The 23700-nt window shown below is 59.1% G+C and carries 12 protein-coding genes; 3 read left to right on the top strand and 9 right to left on the bottom strand.

What is annotated here, in order from left to right:
• Nucleotides 1–6: 6 nt before the first annotated feature.
• The 4 genes from CAG02_RS14025 to CAG02_RS14010 form a co-directional block, all read right to left on the bottom strand.
• On the bottom strand, nucleotides 7–4326 hold the full coding sequence (locus CAG02_RS14025; protein WP_085709597.1) for a hypothetical protein: 4320 nt from the start codon (nucleotides 4324–4326) through the stop codon (nucleotides 7–9).
• The gene (locus CAG02_RS14020) at nucleotides 4323–8423 is read right to left on the bottom strand and encodes a neuraminidase-like domain-containing protein (protein WP_085709596.1); all 4101 of its coding nucleotides are present in this window, start codon (nucleotides 8421–8423) and stop codon (nucleotides 4323–4325) included. The genes CAG02_RS14025 and CAG02_RS14020 overlap by 4 nt, the downstream gene beginning before the upstream one ends.
• Nucleotides 8424–8435: 12 nt before the next feature.
• Nucleotides 8436–12029, bottom strand: a complete 3594-nt coding sequence (locus CAG02_RS14015; protein WP_170931598.1) for a Tc toxin subunit A — start codon at nucleotides 12027–12029, stop codon at nucleotides 8436–8438.
• Between the two features lie 135 nt (nucleotides 12030–12164).
• On the bottom strand, nucleotides 12165–15254 hold the full coding sequence (locus tag CAG02_RS14010; RefSeq protein WP_085709594.1) for an Ig-like domain-containing protein: 3090 nt from the start codon (nucleotides 15252–15254) through the stop codon (nucleotides 12165–12167).
• A 466-nt stretch (nucleotides 15255–15720) separates the two neighbouring features.
• On the opposite strand from CAG02_RS14010, the gene CAG02_RS14005 reads away from it, so the two are divergent.
• Nucleotides 15721–16125: a DUF6124 family protein gene (locus CAG02_RS14005; protein ID WP_085709593.1), complete on the top strand. Its 405-nt coding sequence runs from the start codon at nucleotides 15721–15723 to the stop codon at nucleotides 16123–16125.
• A 46-nt stretch (nucleotides 16126–16171) separates the two neighbouring features.
• On the opposite strand, the gene CAG02_RS14000 is transcribed toward CAG02_RS14005, so the two are convergent.
• Together CAG02_RS14000 and CAG02_RS13995 are read right to left on the bottom strand one after the other, a co-directional pair.
• Nucleotides 16172–16531 (bottom strand): PilZ domain-containing protein, encoded by a 360-nt coding sequence (locus CAG02_RS14000; protein ID WP_085709592.1) that lies wholly within the window; start codon nucleotides 16529–16531, stop codon nucleotides 16172–16174.
• 216 nt (nucleotides 16532–16747) lie between these two features.
• Nucleotides 16748–17131, bottom strand: a complete 384-nt coding sequence (locus tag CAG02_RS13995; RefSeq protein ID WP_085709591.1) for a tol-pal system YbgF family protein — start codon at nucleotides 17129–17131, stop codon at nucleotides 16748–16750.
• Nucleotides 17132–17302: 171 nt separating this feature from the next.
• Here CAG02_RS13995 and pyk point away from each other — a divergent pair, with 171 nt between their 5' ends.
• Nucleotides 17303–18754 (top strand): pyruvate kinase, encoded by a 1452-nt coding sequence (gene pyk / locus CAG02_RS13990; RefSeq protein ID WP_085697206.1) that lies wholly within the window; start codon nucleotides 17303–17305, stop codon nucleotides 18752–18754.
• 55 nt (nucleotides 18755–18809) lie between these two features.
• On the opposite strand, the gene CAG02_RS13985 is transcribed toward pyk, so the two are convergent.
• From CAG02_RS13985 to CAG02_RS13975, 3 genes are read right to left on the bottom strand one after another with little or no spacing between them, the layout of a single operon-like run.
• Nucleotides 18810–19559 carry an enoyl-CoA hydratase-related protein gene (locus CAG02_RS13985; RefSeq protein ID WP_085709590.1) on the bottom strand — a complete coding sequence of 250 codons (750 nt, stop codon included), beginning with the start codon at nucleotides 19557–19559 and terminating at the stop codon, nucleotides 18810–18812.
• 29 nt (nucleotides 19560–19588) lie between these two features.
• Nucleotides 19589–20524 (bottom strand): iron-sulfur-binding ferredoxin reductase, encoded by a 936-nt coding sequence (locus CAG02_RS13980; protein WP_085709589.1) that lies wholly within the window; start codon nucleotides 20522–20524, stop codon nucleotides 19589–19591.
• Nucleotides 20517–21623, bottom strand: a complete 1107-nt coding sequence (locus CAG02_RS13975; RefSeq protein WP_085709588.1) for a diguanylate cyclase — start codon at nucleotides 21621–21623, stop codon at nucleotides 20517–20519. The genes CAG02_RS13980 and CAG02_RS13975 overlap by 8 nt, the downstream gene beginning before the upstream one ends.
• A 441-nt stretch (nucleotides 21624–22064) precedes the next feature.
• Here CAG02_RS13975 and CAG02_RS13970 point away from each other — a divergent pair, with 441 nt between their 5' ends.
• Nucleotides 22065–23588, top strand: coding sequence for a fumarate hydratase (locus CAG02_RS13970; RefSeq protein WP_007960181.1), 1524 nt, complete (start codon nucleotides 22065–22067; stop codon nucleotides 23586–23588).
• Nucleotides 23589–23700 lie beyond the last annotated feature (112 nt).

The raw sequence follows: 23700 nt of genomic DNA, 5'->3' as shown, positions 1-23700 counted from the left end.
GCCGGATCAGCGATCCACAACAGGCACAGTTACCTCCTTGGTGACCGAACTACCGCCGGGGTTTTCCAGCATGACCCGAAGAGAAACCTGCTCGGAGGTTGAAGTCGGTGACCAGGCATGCGAGTACTTGCCCTGACTGTCAGTGCGTGCCTCCTGGCTTGCCTGCCCATTTCTGGAAACGAAGATCTTCCTGTTCACCATGGGTTGTCGGGACCTGGTTGCCACGATCAGCGCGGTTATTGTGGTGAATGTGTTAACAAGCACCGGACTGATCGAAGCAGTCACCGATTCGATATCCGCATGGTCAGGAGAGTCCAGTGGATCCAGAACCTCATAACCCAATGTCTTTGATCCAAGAGAGTTTTCCCGGACATAGGCGCCCATCAGATACCGACCGACCATCGGAGGAACCACCGTCACCTGCGCGATTCCATTTTCATTGGTCATGGATGTGCGCGGCGGCAAACCTGGCCACCCCCAGACTACCGGAACCCCTGATGCAACACTTCCCTGTTGCGCATAGAGCACACGGGCTTCTACGGTCATCGTCTCGCTCAACCAGATTGTCGTCTTTTCACTGGTCAACTCTGCAACGACCAGCTCATCCAGCGGCGCCGACAGTATGAGTGATTGCACGTTTCTACCGACCAGGCCACTGCTTACCGAGGCGGTAAATCTGACATCGCCAGGCACGAGCCAGAGATCAATCATTGCATTGCCCTGTACATCGGTGAACGTAGACGGCAGCACCCGATTCCCCTGCCGCCAATGCACCTCAACATCCGGTAGTGCCTTGTCGGTAATGGCCGATATCACCCGGGCGCGGGCTGACACTTTCTGCCCCGGAAATCCGCTCATCGTATCAATGACCAACTCTTCGATCCGGCACGGTTCGCTCATAGAATAGTGAATGTTGACTGAGGCCCCATCAGCACCGCCTATAACAGTAGCGGTGACGATACCTGGCCCCACAACCTTTGGAACAAAACTGATCCGCGCGACACCTCGATGGTTGGTGGCCGTCACCCTCGTTTCCTGCTCCGACAGCTCCCATCGGATCGGCAAACCTCTCATGGCGTTGCCGGTCAACGCATGAGTTACGGAGACTTCAGCGCTCACTGTTGCTCCCCAATTTACAACCTCAAGAGCACTAATGGTCGAGGCAATCCGGGCGACAAGGGCTCGACTCCCCAAAGACATGTGCTGAACCGGAGATCGCTCCAGCAAGCGAGAGGCAGCCAACTGCAAGGAAACACTGGCGTCCTTCACATCTCCATCCTTGAACTGAAAATCCAGCCCCTGCTCATCAAGCAAGTGGAACTCACCCAGCCCCCGGTTGAACTCAAGCCCAACTTCGCCCGGACCTGGACTGACCAGACCAAGCGCCAGCTCCTGATCAAGCAAGGTACTTCCATCCTTGGCAAAGACGCGAAATCCGAAGTCCTCGCCGCGCCTCGGAAAAAATGCCTTTTCTGCCCACACGTACTTATCTGACTCATTGAGGGCAACACTCAGATCCAGCCACGGATCCATTGCCAATGCATTGACCTCGGCACCGCGTTCGGCCGTTGAACCATCGTAAGGATTAGTGACGAGAGCAGTGACGGGGTTTACACCTGCCTGACTCGGCAGGGCATCGTGCCGCGCCCAGCCATCGGCGTCTGTGCGCAAGGAAACCGGCCCGGCACTCCCGGTCTGCACCGCGATTTCTGCTCCCTCGACTGGCTGATCATTGAACGCCGAGCCCAAGCGAAACTCCACGCGGGCACGCTCGCCCTTGCTCATGACGGGATCAATGGCAGGACCGCGCGCGGCCAGAATCTTGAGTTTGTTATGACCCAATTTCAATTGGATCTGCGCCGTCAGCGACTCTCCATCGATCATGATGGTAGTGGTCTGAGTCATCTCGACATCGGCTGTGCTGTTGGTGAAGTCCAGTTCCCTGCGTGCGCCCCCCGCCGTCATGACAAGATCGGTTGACAGCGGGGGATCGATCACCAGACCAGGTGGAATCGGTGAAATGGCGGATTTCACCGTCAGTCCGTGCAACGCACTGACCCCGTTTGGCATAAGTGCGGATTTGTGGGTAGCCCAAAGGCAGGGGTAAAGCGTGTCTTTACCCGGCTCGGCCGAAACATGATCAAGCATCGGACGGGCCTCACTGGCGAGATCGGCGGCCAGCAGCCGCAATGGAAACTCGCGCGTTTCCGGCAAATGAGAACTGCTGAACGCCAGGGTCGAAAACCCACTCTTGTCAGAGCCTGAGCTGATGTCCCACTCAAGACCGGAATTGCTCATCTCCCGGGCAACACCGGCTGCCGGACTCAGCTGGAGACTCGGTAAAGGAGGCGTATCCGCATTCCAGTCCAATGCAATCGACTTGCCGATAAAACTGCTGCCCGCAACGGGGTCAATACGCAACTTGTGCGCTTTGCCACGTCGGCAGACCACGCCCTGAACCAACCGATCGACCGGTTTTCCGTCCAGAGAGAAGTTGACCTGTCCTTTCCATGCGCTGGTGGGCAATGCCTTGACGGCGAATGAATGCTCCTCCACTGGAGCATCCTCGTGGCGCTGTACTCGCGCAACGATGCCGTAATCACCGCCAATGGCCGGCGGGTGATCCACACTTGCCCAGCCATCCACGCCCGTGAGGGATTTGACCGTACCGGTCGGTGTATCAAACTCGACCTCGACATTGCCGACAGGCTGTCTGTCGCGCCTTTGCACATTCACCATGCACGTAACGGCATCACCTTCGTCCACCACCGGGGATTTGTTCGGCCCCCAGATGTCGCCGATCTCGACTCTGTTGTAAGCCAGCGAGATGGCATTGCTACGGGATAAATGCTGCAACCTGGAACAACCAAGATTCCACTCAAACGCGCCGTCGCGCTTGTCCTCAAAGCGCGTGTTCCAAAGGACTGAACCGCCAACAACAGGCACTTGATCTTCAAAATCCGGGACAGAAGTCGCCCCTACATCCGCAGGTAAATCCCCGTTCCCCCACTTCAGGAAAAATGTAGCGTCACTCAGCGGGTGATCCGCCGGAATGTCCAGATTGACGGGAAAAGACTCACCGCGCTCCGGATAGCGGGTTTTCGCCCCCCAGAAGGCCGGTGCCCCGCCATCGAACCGAGCCTGCAAGGTTTTGAACGGGTCAATCGCGAATGCCTGAATCTCGAAGGTATGCGTCGCTTCACCATTGTCGGACAAAAGACTGGCAACCGAGGCGATAACCCTGCTCACCCCCTCTTCGGTTGGCGTGTACTGGTACGTCGCACGACCTTGAGCATCGGTGGATGCCCGGTGCAGAACCGTCCCCGCCTTACCCTCAATCCGCCAGACCACCTCACTCGCTACCGGTGCGTGGGTATAGAAGGACCTGGACTGAACCTGCAGCTCCACCGACTGGTTGTACTCGATGACCGGGTACGTCACGGCCTGTTTGAGCGCGAGCAGCTCCAAACGATGATGCCCCCAGGAAACCAACAGCGAATACGCTGGCGCCGAGTATTTGCTGTAAATCTTCGCCTTCAGTTCATAAGATTCTTTGCCTGACGGCTCTGGACAATCCAGCAGCCAGTCCAGACCGATGAGCTGGGATTTTCCCAACTCGGGCTCAGCGGTAACGGCCTCCTGCGGGTTATCTTCAAGCCACAGGCTGGCCTCGAGATTTTTCCAGACACTCTGCGGATCAACCTCAAACGAAACCCTGTGACTTTGATCCCCGGTAGCACCCAGGCAGATCGGCAGGGCGTTGCCTGCGTCGAAACGTTTGCCATCATTGAGAACGGCCAACAGCCTCAGCGCCGGAAGATTCAGCTTTATCTCCAGGCCCGTCAGACGAATTTCCACAGAGCCGGGTTCGCCCACAGCCCTTGCCGGGCTGCTCATATTGATCTCCAGCTCATCACCCGCCTGTAAACCCAGGCGGTCCGGCAGATCCTTGTGCATCTCGGTCAGATCAATCGCCAAAGGATCGGCATCCTGCACTACAGTCTTCGCCGGCAATTCGATTTCAAACTTTTCCAGGCTGCCCCTTTTATTGACCACCACTAGCCCGGCCGATGAAGGGTAAGTGTTCTCGTAAAGAAAACGCAGGCTATAACGGGCCTCCGCCAGCTGTCCGGTCGGCACGATCATCCTTTGCCGAACCGCCGCGCGGTTAGTCAGTGTCATGATCGATACGATGGTGTCGTCCCATCTGTCGTCCCGGATACCGACACCGCCCGGATTGGACACATCGTCCCAGTGGTCATAGCCCTCAGTCATGTTGCCGTTCTTCACGAAATTGTGATCCGTGTCGATGTTTCTTTCGCTCATGATTGCGCTCCCTTGGCCTCGACCTTGCCCTCGGCCTCGTTCACCAGTTCCTGTACTTTTCTGGAAAAAGCCAGATCCCCGACCTTGGCGCTGTAAAACACCTTGATCACGATATCGGTCAGCGATAACAGCATCGGCTTTTGCTTCAAATGCCAGGGAAACACGATCCGCCAGCGCGAAACGGCACCGGTGTTTTCAAACGGCAGCGTCATGCCCTCGTCAGCTCTGAGAGAGACAATGCCCATGTCGTCCAAACCGGAGGACAGGGAAACCTGCTGCCCGCTGCTCAGATTGATCAGCACATCGACCGGCGCCACGCCTTCTCCGGAGTGCAGATACTCCAGCGATTCGCTCGACGGTTTTGTGGCGATATAGCTGCCGACCTGTATCAGATTCGCCACCACATTTTCGAAAGGCCCGGTGAGCACCGGCAGATTGACTTCAACGCGAGAAATCTGGCGACAGTAGTGATCGTGGTAGTCGCGGTCGAACAGCAGCTGAATCAGCTCGAAATCCAGTAAACCCGTTGCCAGCAAGTGCTCCAGCGCATCAGTCCAGTTGTCAAAACCCTTTTGCCGGGTTGCCGGATCATTGAACAGCTGTTGCAGCGATACGGTCTTGACGATCTCCTGGCGTCGTTCCCGGCGTTGCAAATACTCCGACCGCATTCGCAACAGACCAGCCTGTAATGTCGCGCCGGCCGTCAAGCCGCGCCGCTGGTCGCGCCAGACATCGGTGTCCAGTTGATAGGCCTCGAACTCACAGGTTTCCGCCCGCAAGGCTGTCTGAGCGCTCAGACACAGTGCAACAGCGGCGTCATACGCCTGAAAGTGCAACGTCTGCAGTTGCCCCATCAGCCACTGGTAAAGCTCCAGATTGGTCGCCCGGGTCTGCAGGAACTCGAACATTTTGAGCGCCTGGCTATTCACGGCCAGGGTGTGTTCCAGATTGATCCTCGCGGCATTGATGGCCCGTTCCTGGCCCGCAATCTGGGCACTGATCGCGTTCTTTTCGGTAGTGGCCTGATTACGCAGCAACCGCCATTCTTCTCGGCGGCGACGATAGAATTCGGAGGTGGCCATCCTGTCGGCATTGGAGCGCAGCGCGTCTGCACCTATCTGAAAACCCAACCCCGCGGCGTTTAATAGGTGACCCGGCTGAGCACCGCCATTGGCCATTCCGAAAATGTTGGGAAACGCATGGATGATCGCCGCCCCCGCGTGAAAGCCGGTGGCCACAGTAACGAGGATCGACGCAATTTCCATATGCTCCATGACTTTGAACTCGCCCGGAGAAATGTGTTTGTCGTACAGGTCGGCGTAATGCAGCTCACGCTCTTCGGCCATGGTTCTGCTGTGCTGCAGCGCCGTAAGGCTCTCGACCTCACGTGCAATGGATTCTTCCTGTGCCCGACGAGCGAATTCGCCAAGCTCAGTCAAATGGCGTTGCTGCAACATCTCCTGCTGGACACGATCCTGATGTTCAAGCAGACGCTGTACTTCGTTCCCCAGCTCCTGCAAGTGCTGCACCATCTGCAACGCTGCATCGAACAGTACGTTCCAGCGATAGGCCGCCACTCGCAACTGCCCACCCATCGGTCGCACCGGGCCCGCGTTACCGGCTGCCAGGCGGCTCAACAACTCACTTGGATCCATGGCGGTAAAAAGAGGGATGGATGCAAGCTTGCCGTCGATTGTCCGACCATGACGAATGTTGTCGATACGTTGATGAGGCAGGTCAAAGAACGTCAACAAACGCGGACTGACCGGAATCTTGAAGGAAGGCGCACCGTAGACACCCAAATGCTGAGTACGCTCAGCCCTGACCGGCAAACTTTCCTCATGCAGCAGCAGTGTCTTTTCAAAATCCGCAAGGGCCGATCGGGTCTGCATCTCTCCCACGAGTTCACCGAGTTCTTTTGCAACCCAGCGATTGACGCTACGCGTATCCGGCCTGGCGCCCATCAGCGATCGGGCCCGGACATACTGCAGTTTGGCGGCCGTCAGGCTGTCTCGCGTCATCTGGCGATAGAGCCAGTCGCCCCAGGCAATGAGGTTGTTCACGTAGTCGAGGAAAATCACCGTCTGGTAATGCCATGGCGAAGAATAGGCAATGGCATCCGGATCTCCCGGTGCGAAGACCTCATAGGCAATGTTGGGCTTTTTCACGTTCAGAGGCCGGCAATGCCAGTATTGCGGTCTTGCCGGAGTATCACCCTGCGCCGGCTTCGCGGGCGACTGCGGCTCGAATATGAAATGCAGCCAGCGCTGAGCCGCTTCAAAACGATTCTCGTCACGTAGCCGGGCGGCAATCAGGTGCGGCAAGTGAAAAAACAGCTCCCAGAAAAACAGACCATTGGCACCATCGAACGGGCCGTTCGGCTCTACCTGGCCCTCGGGCAAAGGCGGCTCCTTCGGAAACTGCGTCGCCCAGTTAAGCAATGCCCAGATCGATACACTGGCACGCAGCACCAGTTCGTGACCGATCAATGTATTGAGCCGAACGTATTTCAGCTGGAGAACATTGGACGGTTGGTTGAAGGCCAGAAACTGGGCGCCCTGCGCATCGGTGTCATGGATATACGGCAGAGGTCCATGATCACCGAGCGTGGCGGGGACCGTCAGGACGAGGGTTCGCTCACCGTAATCTGCGGCACCTGTCAGCGTCACGGTGATCGTGCTGTTGCTGAACGCCGACCGCTGGATTTCCAGCCATTTCGTTGCCCATCCGCCGGAGGACGAGTACTTGTCAGTAAGTGGCTGCGGGTCGCTACCGGTGGAGGACTTGACGGTCAGCGTGAAATCTATCCCTGTGCCATTACCACGCGAGACATGAGCACAATGCCCCTGAACCCAGAGCGAGTGCTCAGTAGGGCTGTTACGCACGATATAAGCCTTGATCCCCAGGTACTCGGCCAGCTTGCCAGTTTTGGTGATCTGACTGTCAACGGCCGGAAACAACTGCGGCCGCATTTTTTGCTGAAGCGTACGGCGCTCGGCAAGCAAGTGATTGGCCAGATAATCCATGACCGCCGATTCGTCCTTCACTTTGCGAAACAGCGAGTCACGGGTTTCATAGATCGCGACTGACAGCGCTGACGACGTGCCGATTTTGGGCTGGGCATTGGTCACATGTACCGCCAGCCTGCCCTTGGGATACGAGGTATCGATCTCGTCACGCAAAATCACCGCGACCAGCCGGCACCCCTTCGATACGTCTTTGTCGGTCTGCAGCAGATGCAAGCGAATGGGGGGCGACCAACTGTCGTCCAGTGCGATGAACGCCACCATGACTTCCAGCTCATGGGGGCTTTGCAGTTGACCCTCGTTATCGAAAACGCCCGGGCGCCATACGACCCAGACCATGCATGGGCGGCCTTCCCAAAAGACCATCCGACAATCCAGCACATTGTCATCAGTGGGAATGTCGGCAGGTTTCCATTCTCGCCAGGCTGTCGGGTTAACCGATGGCGAGCCGACCGCGAGTTCGATGTTCGCCTCACGCCAGAACCAGCCATAAGGTGCAACGCGTTGTCTGCCCACCAGGTAATAACGCGTGTCCAGCGGATTGGGACCATCCAGATAACCGGTCATGACATACAGATTGCACGTTTCTTCAAAGCGGCGCAGGTAGCGCTGTGCGCCCTTGAGCACCGAATCGTCAGTGATCGAGGTCTGACTCACATAACTTTCAAGTTCCCTGAACAACCCGGTTTTACGAATGCGCACATAAGGCGTGATGTAGTCCTCCGGTGTGCACAACAGCAGCATGCTTGCAGACCACGGCCCGTAACTGCCAGCGAGGTCCCATTCTTCCAGAAGGTCAGAATCGAACTCCCGCCCGTCGTACCCCGGTTCGAGCTTCTGGAACACCGCATGAATGTAGGCCTGCAAACAGCTCACGGCCTCCGCCACCCACGAGGTTTCAATCTCGTCGCTGTCCAGCGGGTCGGAACGCAGCCATTCCCAGAGGTCATCCGCCGATTGGGTATTCATCGGAAAGGGATGATTGGCCTTCTCATGCTTTGCGTGAAGACAGAAATCAATCAACGCATTGCGACGCAGGGCTGACAATTCACCTGAAGTTTTGTTGAGCATCTCCGTCTCCTGTCACTGTTTGCGTTGCTTGCGGGGCGCTGACACTCGCCGGCGCGCAGGAAGGGCTGCGACAAACTTCACATCGCGAAACGTAACGGCCGTCGAGTTTTCAGCCGTCGCTTTAACCTTCACGGTCAGAGGCTCGGCACTGGTGAATGTCACCTCGGTGCCTCCCTGCCCATCAGTCACCGTCTTGATCTCACCCTGAGGCAGCGGATCGAGCTTCCAGGTCACCGACGCGCCTGCGATGGGGTTGTCGTAGTCGTCCAGGACGATGGCGCGGTAGGTCACCGGCGTTCCGATCAGCACGGTACTGTCGGGCACGGGGAAAGGGTTTTGGGATCTCAAATGGAGTGTGGCCATATCCGGCCCGATCTCGATCCTCGGTGCGGGCGTTTCCTCACCCAGATCGAGCCAGAAAACGGGAGTGACGCTACCCATCCGGCTGCCCGGGAAAAATTTCACCGTCGCCGTGCCGTTGATTCCAGTGGTGATCATTGAAGGTTCAAACCGGCCCAGCGTGGTGGCGCAATGAACATTGACGTTCAATCGCGCCAGGCCTTCGCGGTTCTCTACCGTGACGGTAAATTCGGCAAATTCGCCCGGTTTGTTGGCGATCAACCTGACGGGATCCGGTACCGTCGTCCAGCGCACGATCACGTCGAGCCCCACGGCCATGACATCACCTGCATAGGTCGGTTCGGTGGTGCTCGTCAGGCCGGCTCTGACAAGGTCTGCGACATGCTCATAATCGGCATATTTGCTGTCCGGTGGCAGCTTCCCAAGCTCGAGGAGTGTCCTTGCACTCTGACCGGTCTTTTTGGCAAACAAGCGAATGCGGATCAGCACATCGAGCTGTTGCAGAGTCACGACCAAGCCTTTCGACGGGTTCACATGGGCGGCGCAAATGCGCACCTCATCCACACTCCAGTTGAACAGCTCGGCAAGCCACTTCGCGGCACGCTCCTGAACCTGCTCAAGACCGTGATTGCCCAGATCAGCCGGCAGCTCGTTAATGCGGCGCAGATAATCAACCAGCCTCGTTTCCGGCTGATCGCTCATGCCCTGGGCACGTTTGTAGACTGTCAGGTAATACAAGGTTGCAAGGTCGAATGCGTCGACCGACTTCAAACCGAGCCACTGGCGATACCCGGTCCCGATGAAGTGAGTCAGGAATTCACTGCCAAGCTCCAGCCTTGCGACCACCGTGGCGCGTCTCGAGAACTCGGCCAACACCTGCAGAACTGGATCGCTCTGCGGGTCTTCCCGCCGCAGCACAGTACCGCTGTCCGTGAAAGTTTCCGGCAACGCGAGCACTTGAGCCAATACGAAATGCACATTGGCGCCGGACCAGCCAAGCACCTGCAGAACCAGATCCGGCTTCAGACCGCTATAGGCAGCCAGCCCTTCCTGCACCAGATTGTTCTGACTGGCGCGGCAACGCAGCACGACCGCCAGAATCAGCTCCACCAGACCTGTATCAAGGCTTCCCGTCTCCGACACCACCGCCCGCTCCGTCATTTCCCGGGCATGGGCTTCGTAGGTCTGATCCGCTGATTCAACAAAATCACGAATCAGGCCCCGCTCGTCAACCAACGCCGTCAACGCCCGCAACCACAGGCGATTGTTCGACAAGGGTTCGATACCGGCCATTTTCAGTACATCTTCCGTCACCTGAGTCACCGGGGCCTGCCGACGCCATTGATCGAACAGCGTAAGTTGTCTTTCATCCGCCCGGTTCGCTGGCCAGACCGTTGCTTGTTGCACCACCCAGTGCACCGGTAACTGCGCGCTCTGAGCCCATCGCACGCAATCCATCAAGGCATGTATGACACTCAGTACGTCCGGCGTATCGGCTGATTGTCGGTTGTTGATCTGCGGCACACCGGCCAGTGCATTCACCCAGAACTGACCGCCGTTAAGGTTCAACAACAAAATCGCCTCGATGGGAGTGATCCCCAGCAACCGGGGCAGCCTGACCATGCGATAAAAACCGGACACGATCGGCAAGCTGCATTTGAGCTCAGTCAGCCCGTGAGCGGCGGCAATCAAGTGGGCGAGGTAAAAATAGGTTTCCAGATCAATGCCCAGGCCTGCGCACAATTGCTTGACCGTAAGCAGGTCGGCAGCGGTCACGGGAATCACCGGGAAGGATCGGTCATCAAGTACCAATGAGCGAGAACTGGCGGCACCACTGTTGAAAATTCGGTCGTATTGGGAACGCTCCGTGCCGCGCCCGAAAACGGAAAGCGGCCCGATAAAGGCGGCGAAGTCTTCAGCAGAGCATCCAGTGACCTCCCGCAGTTCCTGGAACAGGCCGAGAGCTCGCAGAGTATTGGCTGTGATCCAGTAACGAGAGGGGGTCGGCGGAGGCACCTCAGCGAGCATGGCCGCAACGATCAGTCGATCGGTCTCGTGACTGGCCAAACGCAACCAGTCAGTCAGTCGCACTATACGATTGGCACGGTCAACCCGATCGGGCCCCATATCCTCGAAACGATTGAGCAGTTCCACTCCGGTATTGACGATGCTGATGGGCGGGGCCTTTGCCTCATTAACAAACACAGACCCATGGTCCTTGCCTGTTACAGGGCCCGCGACGACACCTGGCGCATTTTCGGAGAGAAAGGGAGTAAAACTTTCAATAGAAAGCAATGCCTCAAGCGCCGACGTATCCAGTTTCGTTCGTTCATTGAAAACGGCGACGAGCCTCAGATTCCCCACCGAAATGTCCTTGAGACCAAGGTATTTCTGGTAGAACTCGTCCTCCCCGGCTGGAAAATGACTCGCCTCGGTCAGGATTGTCCGTTGTGGTGGGCTCAACCGTGCAGCTTGAACGAGGGCGTCATCCGACTTGTCGCTCCACGGTGCCGAACGAAGAAAGTACGGATACTGCAAATCGCACAGACGCACCACGCTGCCCACGGACTCGCCATGCCCCTTCAGTACATGATCGAGCGTGACCCATGGCCAGTGAAAGGGTAATTCACGAGGAAATGCTTTCTGGCTCAACGCCTCGTCGAGGTTTTGAATGGACCCCAGCGTGGCGGTGATGAAGCGCTCCATGATGTTGCTGATCACTTCCACCGACGACACCGCGCCATGGACGGCCTTGAAATCGATCAACAGTTTTTCGAGGTCCGTACGCCGGCCAACCAGCGGAAGATCCTTGCCATCGGTCACGCCCAGCCGATGCAACGCCCAATGCAACAGGGCTGTCAGATACGCCGCAGGCGAATGAATGGCTTCGATCGCACCCGGCGGGCACAAAGCGTCGAAGTTCGGATTGAACAACAAGGCGTAAGTCGGACCGTTATTGAGCCCCGCACGTGCAACAGCCCTGGCATCTCCGGCGGTCAACTGGTGCTCGATGTACTGCCGCAATACCACGGTCGACAGCACATTGAGCCGCCGCTGGAACTCCCCGGCCTGTTGCCGGTCGAGGCCAAAATCGTGCATCAACCCGTCGACGCCTTTCTGCGCCAGTACGGCAACCGATCCCCCCGCCTTGAAAAAGCGTGTCAGTGCCGTCGTGGACGAGCGTTTGGGCTTACCGACCGTTTGAGTGAACATCGTCTGAGCGATTTGAGCGGGAGAGCGGTTCATGTTGATGCTCCTGGGTCCGAAACGGCTTCCAGTGAAGGAACGGCGCATTTCGCATGTTGCCTGCAAAGGATTTGGCGTCATTGAGCGGGCGGCGTCTACTGTCAGAACTGACAGTAGACGCGACCATTGGTCGGATCACTCGGGAGTTGGATGACGGCGTGGCGGCTCGTCTGATGGCGCTATTTCGAATCGTTTGCTGTCAGCGGGTATGGAGCGTTGTCCACCCACGACCTGCACGGCACGGGCCCATTGCGGGCCGGCAGGCAGATTTCGTTCGGATGCGCCGGCCCAACGTCCTCCGTCGGTCACAAGAGCGTTGGCATGTTTCTCCTCGGCGTTGTACCAGGGGAGCACATCAACCCGCGACCCCGCCAGAGCATCGCCTGCGAATTGGGGTGTTGCTCCTTCCCACTTGCCCTCCGGCGGTTCGTCAAAAGTGGGTGGGTCCGCAAGCCGCTGCAATCGTTGGGGTTCAGACCAACCCGAGCGGAATTCACCCTTGCGCTGCTCGGTGACGAGTGAAAGGTCAGTGCCGGTCCCGGGGAACACTATCTGGCAAAACCATGTACCGTCCTCCTGGACCTCGGCCTCCCCCAGCTCCGTACCATCAGGCAAGGCAACCACAACCGTATCTTTCGGGTATCCGAACCCGCAGATCATCGCAATCCGTCCGACAGCATCCCCTTCAGCTGGCGTTTCAACGATTGGCTTGTCGGGAACGATCGTAACCAGTACATCCTGAGTAAACGGCGACTCCTGGTCCTGGAAGTACTGCCTGGCTTTCAATACGCATGGCCCCAATGGCCGTGTGAAATTTTGTTTGAAATATCCATCGCCAAAATGCGGATAAACACGATAAGGAACGCCGTCGAGGTACACCTCAACCTCTGTCCGGTCGAAGTCTTTTCCTGCTCGGGCATAGCCTTCTACCGTGAATGTCCGGGGGACCGATGTTCTGTTTTTTGGAAAATCGATCCTTGGCGCAAACAACACCACTTTGAAAGTGACCGAGGCACTGCGCTGTGACTTCAACTCGTCCAGCGACTGGATGGCGAAAACGGTGTACTCCCGGTAGTCGAGCTCCAGAAGCTTCACCGACCAGACATCGCCTGTTGCCGTCGCCTCTCCCAGCAAACCCAGAGTCACAAAGTCAAACACTTGAATCTTGCCACCTTCAATCCCACCGGTGCCCTGTAGCTCCGGCAAGTGATCCGTTTGCCCATTGGGCGGCGGGGTGATCACCGGTACGCTCATCGCTATCTCAAAGGACATGGACACCGGGCTGGAGGTTTGCCCACCGAACGTCTGCGTGACCGTGACTGTGTGCCGACCAGGGCGAAACGCCGTGGAGCGCTGGAAATCCCATTGCCCGTTCCTGTCCGTATCCGCGACCGTATGGGAGGCAGGATTGTCGCTGAACGTGATTGTCAACTGCGCTCCCGGCCAGCATTGGCCGGCGACCTTTGCAGACAAACCATCCGGGGTGACCTTTTCGATAACGGCGGGGGGCGCGGAGATGACCACCCTTTCAGTTGGCTGCAGCCAGGTGGACGACACTGCCTTGAACGATTGCCGCGCAGTCACCAAATAAGTACCTGGCGCCCATCGTGCCGCTGCCGCGCTCGTCCAGGAACGATTCGGTTGCACGTCAACAATCGGCACGATGGGATCATTGGTATTGTTCAAACGGACTTCAATGGTGGACGCCGGCTGGCCTGGCCAGTTTCTGCCCGTCCCCGAAAAGGTGGGATTGCCGTCCGGGCTGACGCGATAAGTCAACGTCGGCAAAGGTACATTGACGGTGAACGTCCCTTCTCTGTCTGCCCAGTCCGAATAGATCGGTTGTCCATCAGACCCGGCCACGCTTTGTCGGGCTCCGATTCTGTATGGCGCAACTCCGGGTAACCAGTCAGGATAATCCATGCTCCAGGAATTGCTGGGCACAGTGAATGTCTTCAATGGAGCATCATCGCCCACATAGTGAATGTACAGCGTGGCTCCCACTGTTCCCGTGCCTGTAATGGTGACCTTTGCATCGTCATCGACCGTCGCCGCCAGTGAAGTGATCCTCTCGGGTCTTAGATTGAACGGGCGATACGGACTTCGATCGGAAGGAATGCCGTTGAGTTTCTGCTCGCAAGCGAGACGGACCTCCCCTGGCTGGATTTTGGCCGGGAAAGTGACAGACGCGCGCCAGATATCGCCTTGCGCCTGAGTGGTGCCAACCTCCAAGTCCTCAAGATCAAGCATGACCTTGATATCGGCTCCCGCTGTCCCTCCGGTCCCGCTGATATCAAATGTACGGTTCACAATTGTATTGGCTGGAGGGTTGCCAATGAGCAGGGTGCCGGGTTTGAGCCGAACGTCGACGGGAACTTCATTGGACCACTTTACGGTCCCATTATTGAACGTTTGCCCGGCTACGAGGGTGATTCGACGATTCGGCAACGGTTCCGTCAGATCGATGCTCCAACTGCCATTACTGACGTTGCCCGAGCCATAGAGAATTGCATCGCTCCCAGCTTCGTAGATGCGGATAGTCGCGCCGGAATGGCCCGTGCCGGAGATGGTGGGTTTGGGAACGGTGATGACATCACCTGTTTTCGGGGACTCTATGACAGGTTCCCTCACGTCGTCCAGCACGTTCACCACCAGCTCGGGCGAAACCGCTGTGGTTACACCATTGAGCGTTTGAGTGGCCACGATTTTTATTGCTGTGCCTATCGGGAGGTTGCTTGCCTGAACATTCCAGCTGGAGGAAGTCGCAGACCCAGAACCATATACGGTCCCGTTCACCAGAATCTTTATTGTTGCGCCTGGATAAGCCCCCGTGCCCGAAATGGTTACCGTCCTTTGTACATTGGAGCCTTGTGCGGGTGCGGTAATTTGCACCGGGAGGATTACCGTGAAAAAACCGGACTGCCCCCAATCCGAAGGTCCGTTATTAATCAGGTACTGGGCGTGGAGCTGGCAACGTCCCTGGCGTAAACCGTGTGTAGCGTCAATCGTTACTCTGATGACGGGAATAGGTGTCGCACCATACGTAAGCTCATGTACCTGACTTGATTCGTTGTAGAGACGAACCTTCCAGGTCCGATTCGTGAAGCCCCCTCCTGGAACTTGCAGGTCTCTGGAAAAAGGGAGTGTCTGAGTCGTGCCATTCAGTGTCGGGATAATGTGCGGGGCTACATGGGCAGTCAAAGAGTCGTCGGTTTCGTCAGCCATCTGAACACTCCTTTTGATCTGGACTTTCCGAGTACCTGTTCCGTTCTTTTTAATGCCCGGGCGAAAAAAAAAGACCTGTCAGAGTTGACAGTCCCGACAAGCGGTAACTCTTCCCACAACCCCTTCCGGCAGCGTCCTGCAAGTCGTAACAACGGGCTACGATGCCTTGTGCCATTGCCTACAAATCCCTCAGAATCCGCCGGCTTGTGCGCCTTGGCGTTGCCCCGTAACTTGATCCGTGTCGCTGCCAATCAGCGACCGGGTTTAGTCGCCCGGCTTCAGTACGATGCGCATAAGCGTCATCCAGTCGGGTATTCCCTATCCCCGCACTCGATGGTGGCTGTTCGCAGGGCGCTCTCGGGCGCGCCGGTTCTCGTACTCGCCGGTCGACTAACCTGCTTACAGCCGCCACCCTTTTCTCGTTTAGTCGCGAGCCAATGGTGGCCCTAACGACGAGTACGAATACATGAAAAAACCAGTTCCAAATCCCCCTTCGGACACCGATCCAAAGGACCCGACCGAGCAACCCGATCCGGTCTCCCCCTACGCTTCAATCGATTCAAAAAAACTCCACGACGCAGCCCACAGGGCCCTCGACTTCTACCTCAATCCCAAGGCTGAAAAACCGCGCAACTCCGTGGATCGCGGCATGCAGATGTTCAAGGTCGATCCCGAGATCAATTCCGAGGCGATCGCCATCCAGACCTACGAGACTTTCTCGTCGGTGAGCATTCTGCTGCTGGACCTGGCCGACAGCCTGGACGACAAGCCGCGGCACCTGGCGATGGCGATCTATCAGTTGAGCGAGATGGGATTGCTGCTGGCGGAAAAGACGCTGGATAACGAGCGGGCTATTGCGATAGGCGCGTAACAAAAAAGGGTCATGACCTGTAGCAGGTCATGACCCTTTTGTTTTGTCAGGCCGAAGCCGGCAACGGCTGAAAACTGAAGTACTGCTTCAACGCCTCGACCAGTTGCCCGTATTCCGGCGGCGTGCGGAACAGACTGAAGCCGGCGTCATAATGCCGTGGCGTGGCGTCTTCATGGCACCACAGGCAACAGGCGTTGAGGTCGATCACCTGCTGGCAGCCGTCGCCTACCGGGATCTTCAGACGCAATTTGAATTCGGCACCGATCATCATCGGCAACTGGCTGATCAGCATCAGCCCGTCTTCGGAGACGTTGCCCAGAAAGCCGATGGGTTTGTCGGTGACGCTGTTGAACACTCGCAGAAAATACGGCAACTGGTGCCGTTCGATTCGACGGTCGGTAAACATGAGCGTATCGCCATGCAGGGCCCGGCAAACGGGCCGCACTGTGCTTCGGAACGAACCTGCCCGACAGGCCCGCTCTCCCCGCTTCCGGTGTGGCGCTCGCCACGTACTGCTCATGCCAGTCGCAGGTGTTGCGCCGGTACAGTATGCATCTGCACCGGTGTCATTCGACTATAGCTCACCTTGTACAGCCGGCCAGCTTTTGTATGACAACTGCCATCAGAAGCGGGCGGGTGGCACCACGGCGGCGCTGCGGGTCGGGTAGTGGCCCAGGCTCTGCAGGGTTTCCAGACGCGCACGGGCGCGGTAGGCGTATTCGCTGTTGGGGTACGAGGCGATGATGAACTGATAGGTCTGCGCCGCGTCGACAAACATTTTTTGCCGCTCAAGGCACTGACCGCGCATCATCGACACTTCCGGCCACACGTATGGGCGGGCGCGGCTGGCGCGTTCGACCTTGGACAGTTCGAGCATCACCTGCTCGCAATTGCCCCGGTCATAGGCGCTGTAGGCGTTGTTCAGATGATGGTTCATCGACCAACGGGTGCAGCCCGAAGCGGCGAGGACGCTGAGGGCAAGGGCGGCAATGGGCAACAATCGCATGGGGGATCTCCTGTCTTGTGCTCTGTATCGACCCATTGTGAGAAATCTTCAGAGCCGTTTGCGCCGATTGTCGCGTTCAAAAAAGAAAATCGTAAGTAGTGCAAACGAACAATGACTACACCCTTCGAGCATAGTAGCCTTCGCTGGCGCTTGAACCTGAGGAGTCTTTGCATGTCCGTCCGTCGTACCAAAATCGTCGCTACCCTTGGCCCGGCCAGTAACTCGCCGGAAGTTCTCGAACAGCTGATTCTGGCTGGCCTGGACGTCGCCCGTCTGAACTTCTCCCACGGCACCCCCGACGAGCACAAGGCTCGCGCGAAGCTGGTGCGTGACCTGGCTGCCAAGCACGGCCGCTTCGTCGCCCTGCTGGGTGACCTGCAAGGCCCGAAAATCCGTATCGCCAAATTCGCCAACAAGCGCATCGAGCTGAAGATCGGTGACAAGTTCACCTTCTCCACCAGCCATCCGCTGACCGAAGGCAACCAGCAGGTGGTCGGCATCGACTACCCGGACCTGGTCAAGGACTGCGGCGTGGGCGACGAGCTGCTGCTCGACGACGGCCGCGTGGTGATGCGCGTTGAAACCGCCACCGCCACCGAGCTGAACTGCGTGGTGACCATCGGCGGCCCGCTGTCCGACCACAAAGGCATCAACCGTCGCGGTGGCGGCCTGACCGCACCGGCCCTGACCGAGAAAGACAAGGCCGACATCAAGCTCGCCGCCGAGATGGAAGTCGACTACCTCGCCGTGTCCTTCCCGCGTGACGCCGCCGACATGAACTACGCCCGTCAACTGCGCGATGAAGCCGGCGGCACTGCCTGGCTGGTGGCGAAGATCGAACGCGCCGAAGCCGTGGCCGACGACGAAACCCTCGACGGCCTGATCAAGGCGTCCGACGCCGTCATGGTTGCCCGTGGTGACCTGGGCGTGGAAATCGGCGACGCTGAGCTTGTGGGCATCCAGAAGAAAATCATTCTGCACGCACGCCGCCACAACAAGGCGGTGATCGTGGCGACCCAGATGATGGAGTCGATGATCCAGAACCCGATGCCGACCCGCGCCGAAGTATCCGACGTGGCCAACGCCGTGCTCGACTACACCGACGCCGTAATGCTCTCGGCCGAATCCGCTGCCGGCGCTTATCCGCTGGAAGCCGTGCAGGCGATGGCGCGCATCTGCGTCGGCGCTGAAAAGCACCCGACCAGCAAGACTTCCAGCCACCGCATCGGCAAGGAATTCGAGCGCTGCGACGAAAGCATCGCGCTGGCGACCATGTATACCGCCAACCACTTCCCGGGTGTGAAAGCGATCATCGCGCTGACCGAAAGCGGCTATACCCCGCTGATCATGTCGCGTATCCGTTCGTCGGTGCCGATCTACTGCTTCACCCCGCACCGCGAAGCCCAGGCCCGCGCGGCGATGTTCCGTGGCGTGTACACCGTACCGTTCGACCCGGCGTCGCTGGCCCCGAACGAAGTCAGCCAGAAAGCCATCGACGAGCTGGTCAAGCGCGGCGTGGTGGAGAAAGGCGACTGGGTCATCCTGACCAAGGGCGACAGCTACCACACCACCGGCGGCACCAACGGCATGAAGATCCTGCACGTGGGCGACCCGCAGGTCTGAGTGACCGGTTGCTGTAAATGAAAAGCCCCGCCATGTGAATGGCGGGGCTTTTTCGTTAATGGCGTTTGATGAACCCGGTCAACGCCGCCAACGCCTCCGGCGAGCGCAGACGCTGGGTGAACAGCGCGCCCTCCTCCTCGATTACCTTGCGAATCAACTCGCGATCCGGCGCCCGCATCAGTTGCTTGCTGATGCGCACTGCCTCAGCCGGCAACTCGTCAAACCGCAGTGCCATCTCCCGCGCTCTGGCCAACGCGGCTTCGCCACTGCCCAGCGCCTCGGTGGCGATCCCCCATTGCGCTGCCTGCTCACCCGTGAAGCCTTCACCCAACAGCAACAACTCCGACGCTTTGGCCTGCCCGAGCAAGCGCGGCAGGATCAGGCTGGAGCCGAATTCCGGGCACAACCCGAGATTGACGAACGGCATACGCAACCGCGCATCCCGCGCCACGTACACCAGATCGCAATGCAGCAACAGCGTCGTGCCGATCCCCACCGCCGCCCCGGCCACGGCGGCGATCACCGGTTTGCGGCATTCGAGCAATTCGAGCATGAAGTGAAACACCGGGCTGTCGAGGTCGCTCGGCGGTTGCTGGATGAAGTCGGCGATGTCGTTGCCGGCAGTGAAACACTCGGCGCTGCCGGTGATCAGCACGGCGTTGATTTCGAGGTCGTGATTGGCTTGCTTGAGTGCTTCGGCCAACTGGCTGTACATGGCGCGGGTCAGGGCGTTTTTCTTGTCCGGGCGATTGAGGCGCAGGGTCAGCAAACCGCGTTCACGGTGCAGGAGGATGGCTTCGGGCATGGCAGGTCTCGCGTCTGAGAATTCAGCGCTCAACCACGGCTCAGGAAGACATCGGCCAGCAGTTGATTGCGCGGCAGTCCGGCCAGGAACAGACGCTTGGCAAAGGCGTCGACGCTGGCGGTCGAACCGCAGACTAAAGCCAGGGTTTGCCGGGAGACAAGGCGCAGTTGCGCCAAAGCGCCCGGCAACTCGGCCGCCGTCCATAATTCGACGCTGAGGTTTTCCCGCTGTGCGGCCAGTGCTTCAAGGGGTTTGGCCAGGTAATGCCCAGCGGCATCATGGGCCAGGTGAATGACGCGGATGGCGCCCCGATGATCCTGGCGCAAAGCCTCGCGCAGCACACCGAACAACGGGCCGAGGCCGGTGCCGGCGGCGAGCAGCCACAGCGGCCGATCGTGCCAGTCCGGGTCGTAATGCAGCGCGCCGCCGCGCAGTTCGCCGAGGCGGATCGGGTCGCCGATCTGCAAGCGCCGGGCGGCATCGCTGAATTCGCCAGGCTGGCGACAATCGAGGTGGAATTCCAGAAAACGGTCTTCTTCCGGCAGGCTCGCCAGCGAATACGGCCGCGCAATGTGGCCGGCCCACAGCACCAGATGCTGGCCGGCGCTGTAGCGCAACGGTCGCTGAGGTGTCAGGCGCAGACGCAACACGCTGTCGCCGAGCCAGTCCAGCGCTTCGACCGTGGACGGGCGACCATCAATGACGGGATCGAAGGTGTGCACCTGCAAGTCTTCGATCACCTGACACTGACAAGCCAGGCGCCAGCCCTGATCACGCTGCTCGGCGCTCAGGGCATCCGGGCGGCTGTCGGCGGGCAAGCCCTGCACGCATTGCACCAGGCACGCATGGCAACTGCCGGCGCGGCAGCTGAAAGGCACCGCCACACCGTTGCGGTTGAGGGCATCGAGCAGGTTGCTGCCCGCCGTCACCGACCACTGTCGTTCACCGACCCGCAGTTCAGGCATCGACGTTCTCCCACGCGGCGGCGCAACGGTTACGCCCGTCGCGCTTGGCCCGGTACAGCGCCTGATCGGCGCGCTGCAAGGCGTCGTCCAGATCATCGCCCAGTTCCAGCAAGGTCATGCCGGCAGACAGGCTGAGGCTTTTCACATTCAGTCCCACCAGTTCGACGTCGGTAAAGGCAATGCGCAGGCGTTCGCAGCACGCGGTCAGTCGCTCCGCGTTGCAATCGGGCAGCAGCACCACGAATTCCTCACCACCATATCGCGCCAGCACGTCGCCGTCGCGCAGACAGGCTCCGGCCACGCCGGCGAACGCCTGCAACACCTGATCGCCGGCGGCATGGCCGTGCAGGTCGTTGATACGTTTGAAGTGGTCGAGGTCGATCAGCGCCAGACCATGCACGACGTCGGCCTCCATCGCATTCAATTCGCGGGTGGCCAGGCGCAGGAAATGCCGGCGATTGAACAGCCCGGTCAGTTCGTCGGTGGCCACCAGGTCTTCGAGCTGGCGCATCATCCCGCGCAACGTGTCCTGATGCGCCTGCAAGGCAAACCGGCGCTGGCGCATGCGTTGTCGTGAGGTCTGGACGAAACGTGCGTAGATCACCAGCCACGCCAGCACGATCAGCAGGATACAGGCCTGCAACGCGGACAGTGCCGGATCGTGCAGGCGGAAGTGGTAACCGTCCCACAGCGTGATCGCGCAGAAACTGAAGAACACCAGCATCGCGCAGCGCACAAAGGCCCGCCGCGACAGATGAAACAGGCCGAACAGCAGGATCAGTACATAGAAGACCAGGAACTCGCCCCGGGCTTCTTGCAGATGCGCGATCAGCCACGTCTGCCAGCCGAGGCCGAGCAACACTTGCGCCTCGGTCAGGCTCGGGTCGGAGAAGCGCAGGTTGGCGCCCGAGAAAAACACCGCGAACAGGGTCGCCTGGCTGATGACCACCAGGGCGCTGCCGACGGCGACGCCTGCCAGCGAATCTTCGTAGTGTCCGGTGAAATACGCCAGCCACAGCAGCAGCAAGGCCAATCCGTAGGTGGCTGCAGCGAGGGCGAAGCGTTTGAGCAAAAGACGTTGAATGGCGTTATGGGTCAATCGTTGACTCACCGTGCAATAAGAGGCTGACCGAGTGTCCTACTCTACAGACCGGCTGCCACTTTAGTGGCCCAGTCGATAAATGACCATTGATTTTCGGGCCGGATATTTGGCGTCAAAAAAGCCCTCAAGCCCGCCCCTCCCGGGTTCCCGGAGCGCCCGCCAAAAGCGCCGGCCACGCGTGATTTTTTGTCGGTCTTCACGGTTCCGAAACAGTGAGCCGGACGCAGGTGCGGAAAACCACGACGACCAGCTCCCGCCATGCGACCAACGAATGACTGCCGGCGCGTGTCACCACCGGGGAGGCGCGGTATACTGCCGCGCCTTTTTAGCGTCGCGCCAGCAGCCCCGGCGTGCCTTGAAAGGTGTCTGCGACCGACCGATGTACCCAAGCCGCAGGCACCTTATTGAATGTTCCCGTCTTTTAGAGGAGCGCGACTCATGACCGTGATCAAGCAAGACGACCTGATTCAGAGCGTTGCCGACGCCCTGCAGTTCATTTCCTACTACCACCCCGTGGACTTCATCCAGGCGATGCACGAAGCCTACCTGCGCGAAGAATCGCCAGCGGCCCGTGACTCGATGGCGCAGATCCTGATCAACTCGCGCATGTGCGCCACCGGCCACCGGCCGATCTGCCAGGACACCGGCATCGTGACCGTGTTCGTGCGTGTGGGCATGGACGTGCGTTGGGATGGCGCGACCATGAGCCTGGACGACATGATCAACGAAGGCGTGCGCCGCGCCTACAACCTGCCGGAAAACGTCCTGCGTGCTTCCATCCTGGCCGACCCGGCCGGTGCGCGTAAAAACACCAAAGACAACACCCCGGCGGTCATCCACTACTCCATCGTCCCGGGCAACACCGTGGAAGTGGACGTGGCGGCCAAGGGCGGCGGTTCCGAGAACAAATCGAAAATGGCCATGCTCAACCCGTCCGACTCGATCGTCGACTGGGTACTGAAGACCGTTCCGACCATGGGCGCCGGCTGGTGCCCGCCGGGCATGCTGGGCATCGGCATCGGCGGTACCGCCGAGAAAGCCGCTGTGATGGCCAAGGAAGTGTTGATGGAATCCATCGACATTCATGAGCTCAAGGCCCGTGGCCCGCAGAACCGTATCGAAGAAATGCGTCTGGAGCTGTTCGAGAAGGTCAACCAGCTGGGCATCGGCGCCCAGGGCCTCGGTGGCCTGACCACCGTGCTCGACGTGAAGATCATGGATTACCCGACTCACGCCGCCTCGCTGCCGGTGTGCATGATCCCGAACTGCGCCGCCACCCGTCACGCGCACTTCGTGCTCGACGGTTCCGGCCCGGCTTCGCTGGAAGCGCCACCGCTGGACGCCTACCCGGAAATCGTCTGGGAAGCCGGTCCGTCGGCCCGTCGCGTCAACCTCGACACCCTGACCCCGGAAGACGTGCAGAGCTGGAAGCCGGGTGAAACCGTCCTGCTCAACGGCAAGATGCTCACCGGTCGCGACGCCGCGCACAAGCGCATGGTCGAGATGCTGAACAAGGGCGAAACCCTGCCGGTTGATCTGAAAGGCCGCTTCATCTACTACGTCGGCCCGGTTGATCCGGTCGGTGACGAAGTGGTTGGCCCGGCTGGCCCGACCACCGCCACGCGGATGGACAAGTTCACCCGTCAGATCCTCGAGCAGACCGGTCTGTTGGGCATGATCGGCAAGTCCGAGCGCGGCCCGACCGCGATCGACGCGATCAAGGACAACAAGGCCGTGTACCTGATGGCCGTCGGCGGCGCCGCTTACCTGGTGGCGCAAGCGATCAAGAAGTCCAAGGTCCTGGCGTTCGCCGAGCTGGGCATGGAAGCGATCTACGAGTTCGAGGTCAAGGACATGCCGGTCACCGTCGCGGTGGACAGCAAAGGTGAATCGGTACACATCACCGGCCCTGCGATCTGGCAACAGAAGATCAGCGAAAGCCTGGCGGTAGAAGTGCAGTAAGCGCTTCATCTGCTTGTGAAAAACCGGGCGGTCAGCGATGACCGCCCGGTTTTTTTTCGCCTGCCGTCAGTCGGCACCTGTCAGATCTGACAGGTGTCTGGCGCATGCCGCT

This window comes from Pseudomonas sp. R43(2017) (assembly GCF_002112345.1).
Lineage (GTDB): Bacteria > Pseudomonadota > Gammaproteobacteria > Pseudomonadales > Pseudomonadaceae > Aquipseudomonas > Aquipseudomonas kribbensis.
This window is presented reverse-complemented; position numbering and strand designations above follow the sequence as displayed.

Bases quoted from the DNA above. Each gene is read 5' to 3' on its own strand.
- CAG02_RS14025 (WP_085709597.1), bottom strand. From the start codon at position 4,326: ATGAGCGAAAGAAACATCGACACGGATCACAATTTCGTGAAGAACGGC.
- CAG02_RS14020 (WP_085709596.1), bottom strand. From the start codon at position 8,423: ATGCTCAACAAAACTTCAGGTGAATTGTCAGCCCTGCGTCGCAATGCG.
- CAG02_RS14015 (WP_170931598.1), bottom strand. From the start codon at position 12,029: ATGAACCGCTCTCCCGCTCAAATCGCTCAGACGATGTTCACTCAAACG.
- CAG02_RS14010 (WP_085709594.1), bottom strand. From the start codon at position 15,254: ATGGCTGACGAAACCGACGACTCTTTGACTGCCCATGTAGCCCCGCAC.
- CAG02_RS14005 (WP_085709593.1), top strand. From the start codon at position 15,721: ATGAAAAAACCAGTTCCAAATCCCCCTTCGGACACCGATCCAAAGGAC.
- CAG02_RS14000 (WP_085709592.1), bottom strand. From the start codon at position 16,531: ATGTTTACCGACCGTCGAATCGAACGGCACCAGTTGCCGTATTTTCTG.
- CAG02_RS13995 (WP_085709591.1), bottom strand. From the start codon at position 17,131: ATGCGATTGTTGCCCATTGCCGCCCTTGCCCTCAGCGTCCTCGCCGCT.
- pyk (WP_085697206.1), top strand. From the start codon at position 17,303: ATGTCCGTCCGTCGTACCAAAATCGTCGCTACCCTTGGCCCGGCCAGT.
- CAG02_RS13985 (WP_085709590.1), bottom strand. From the start codon at position 19,559: ATGCCCGAAGCCATCCTCCTGCACCGTGAACGCGGTTTGCTGACCCTG.
- CAG02_RS13980 (WP_085709589.1), bottom strand. From the start codon at position 20,524: ATGCCTGAACTGCGGGTCGGTGAACGACAGTGGTCGGTGACGGCGGGC.
- CAG02_RS13970 (WP_007960181.1), top strand. From the start codon at position 22,065: ATGACCGTGATCAAGCAAGACGACCTGATTCAGAGCGTTGCCGACGCC.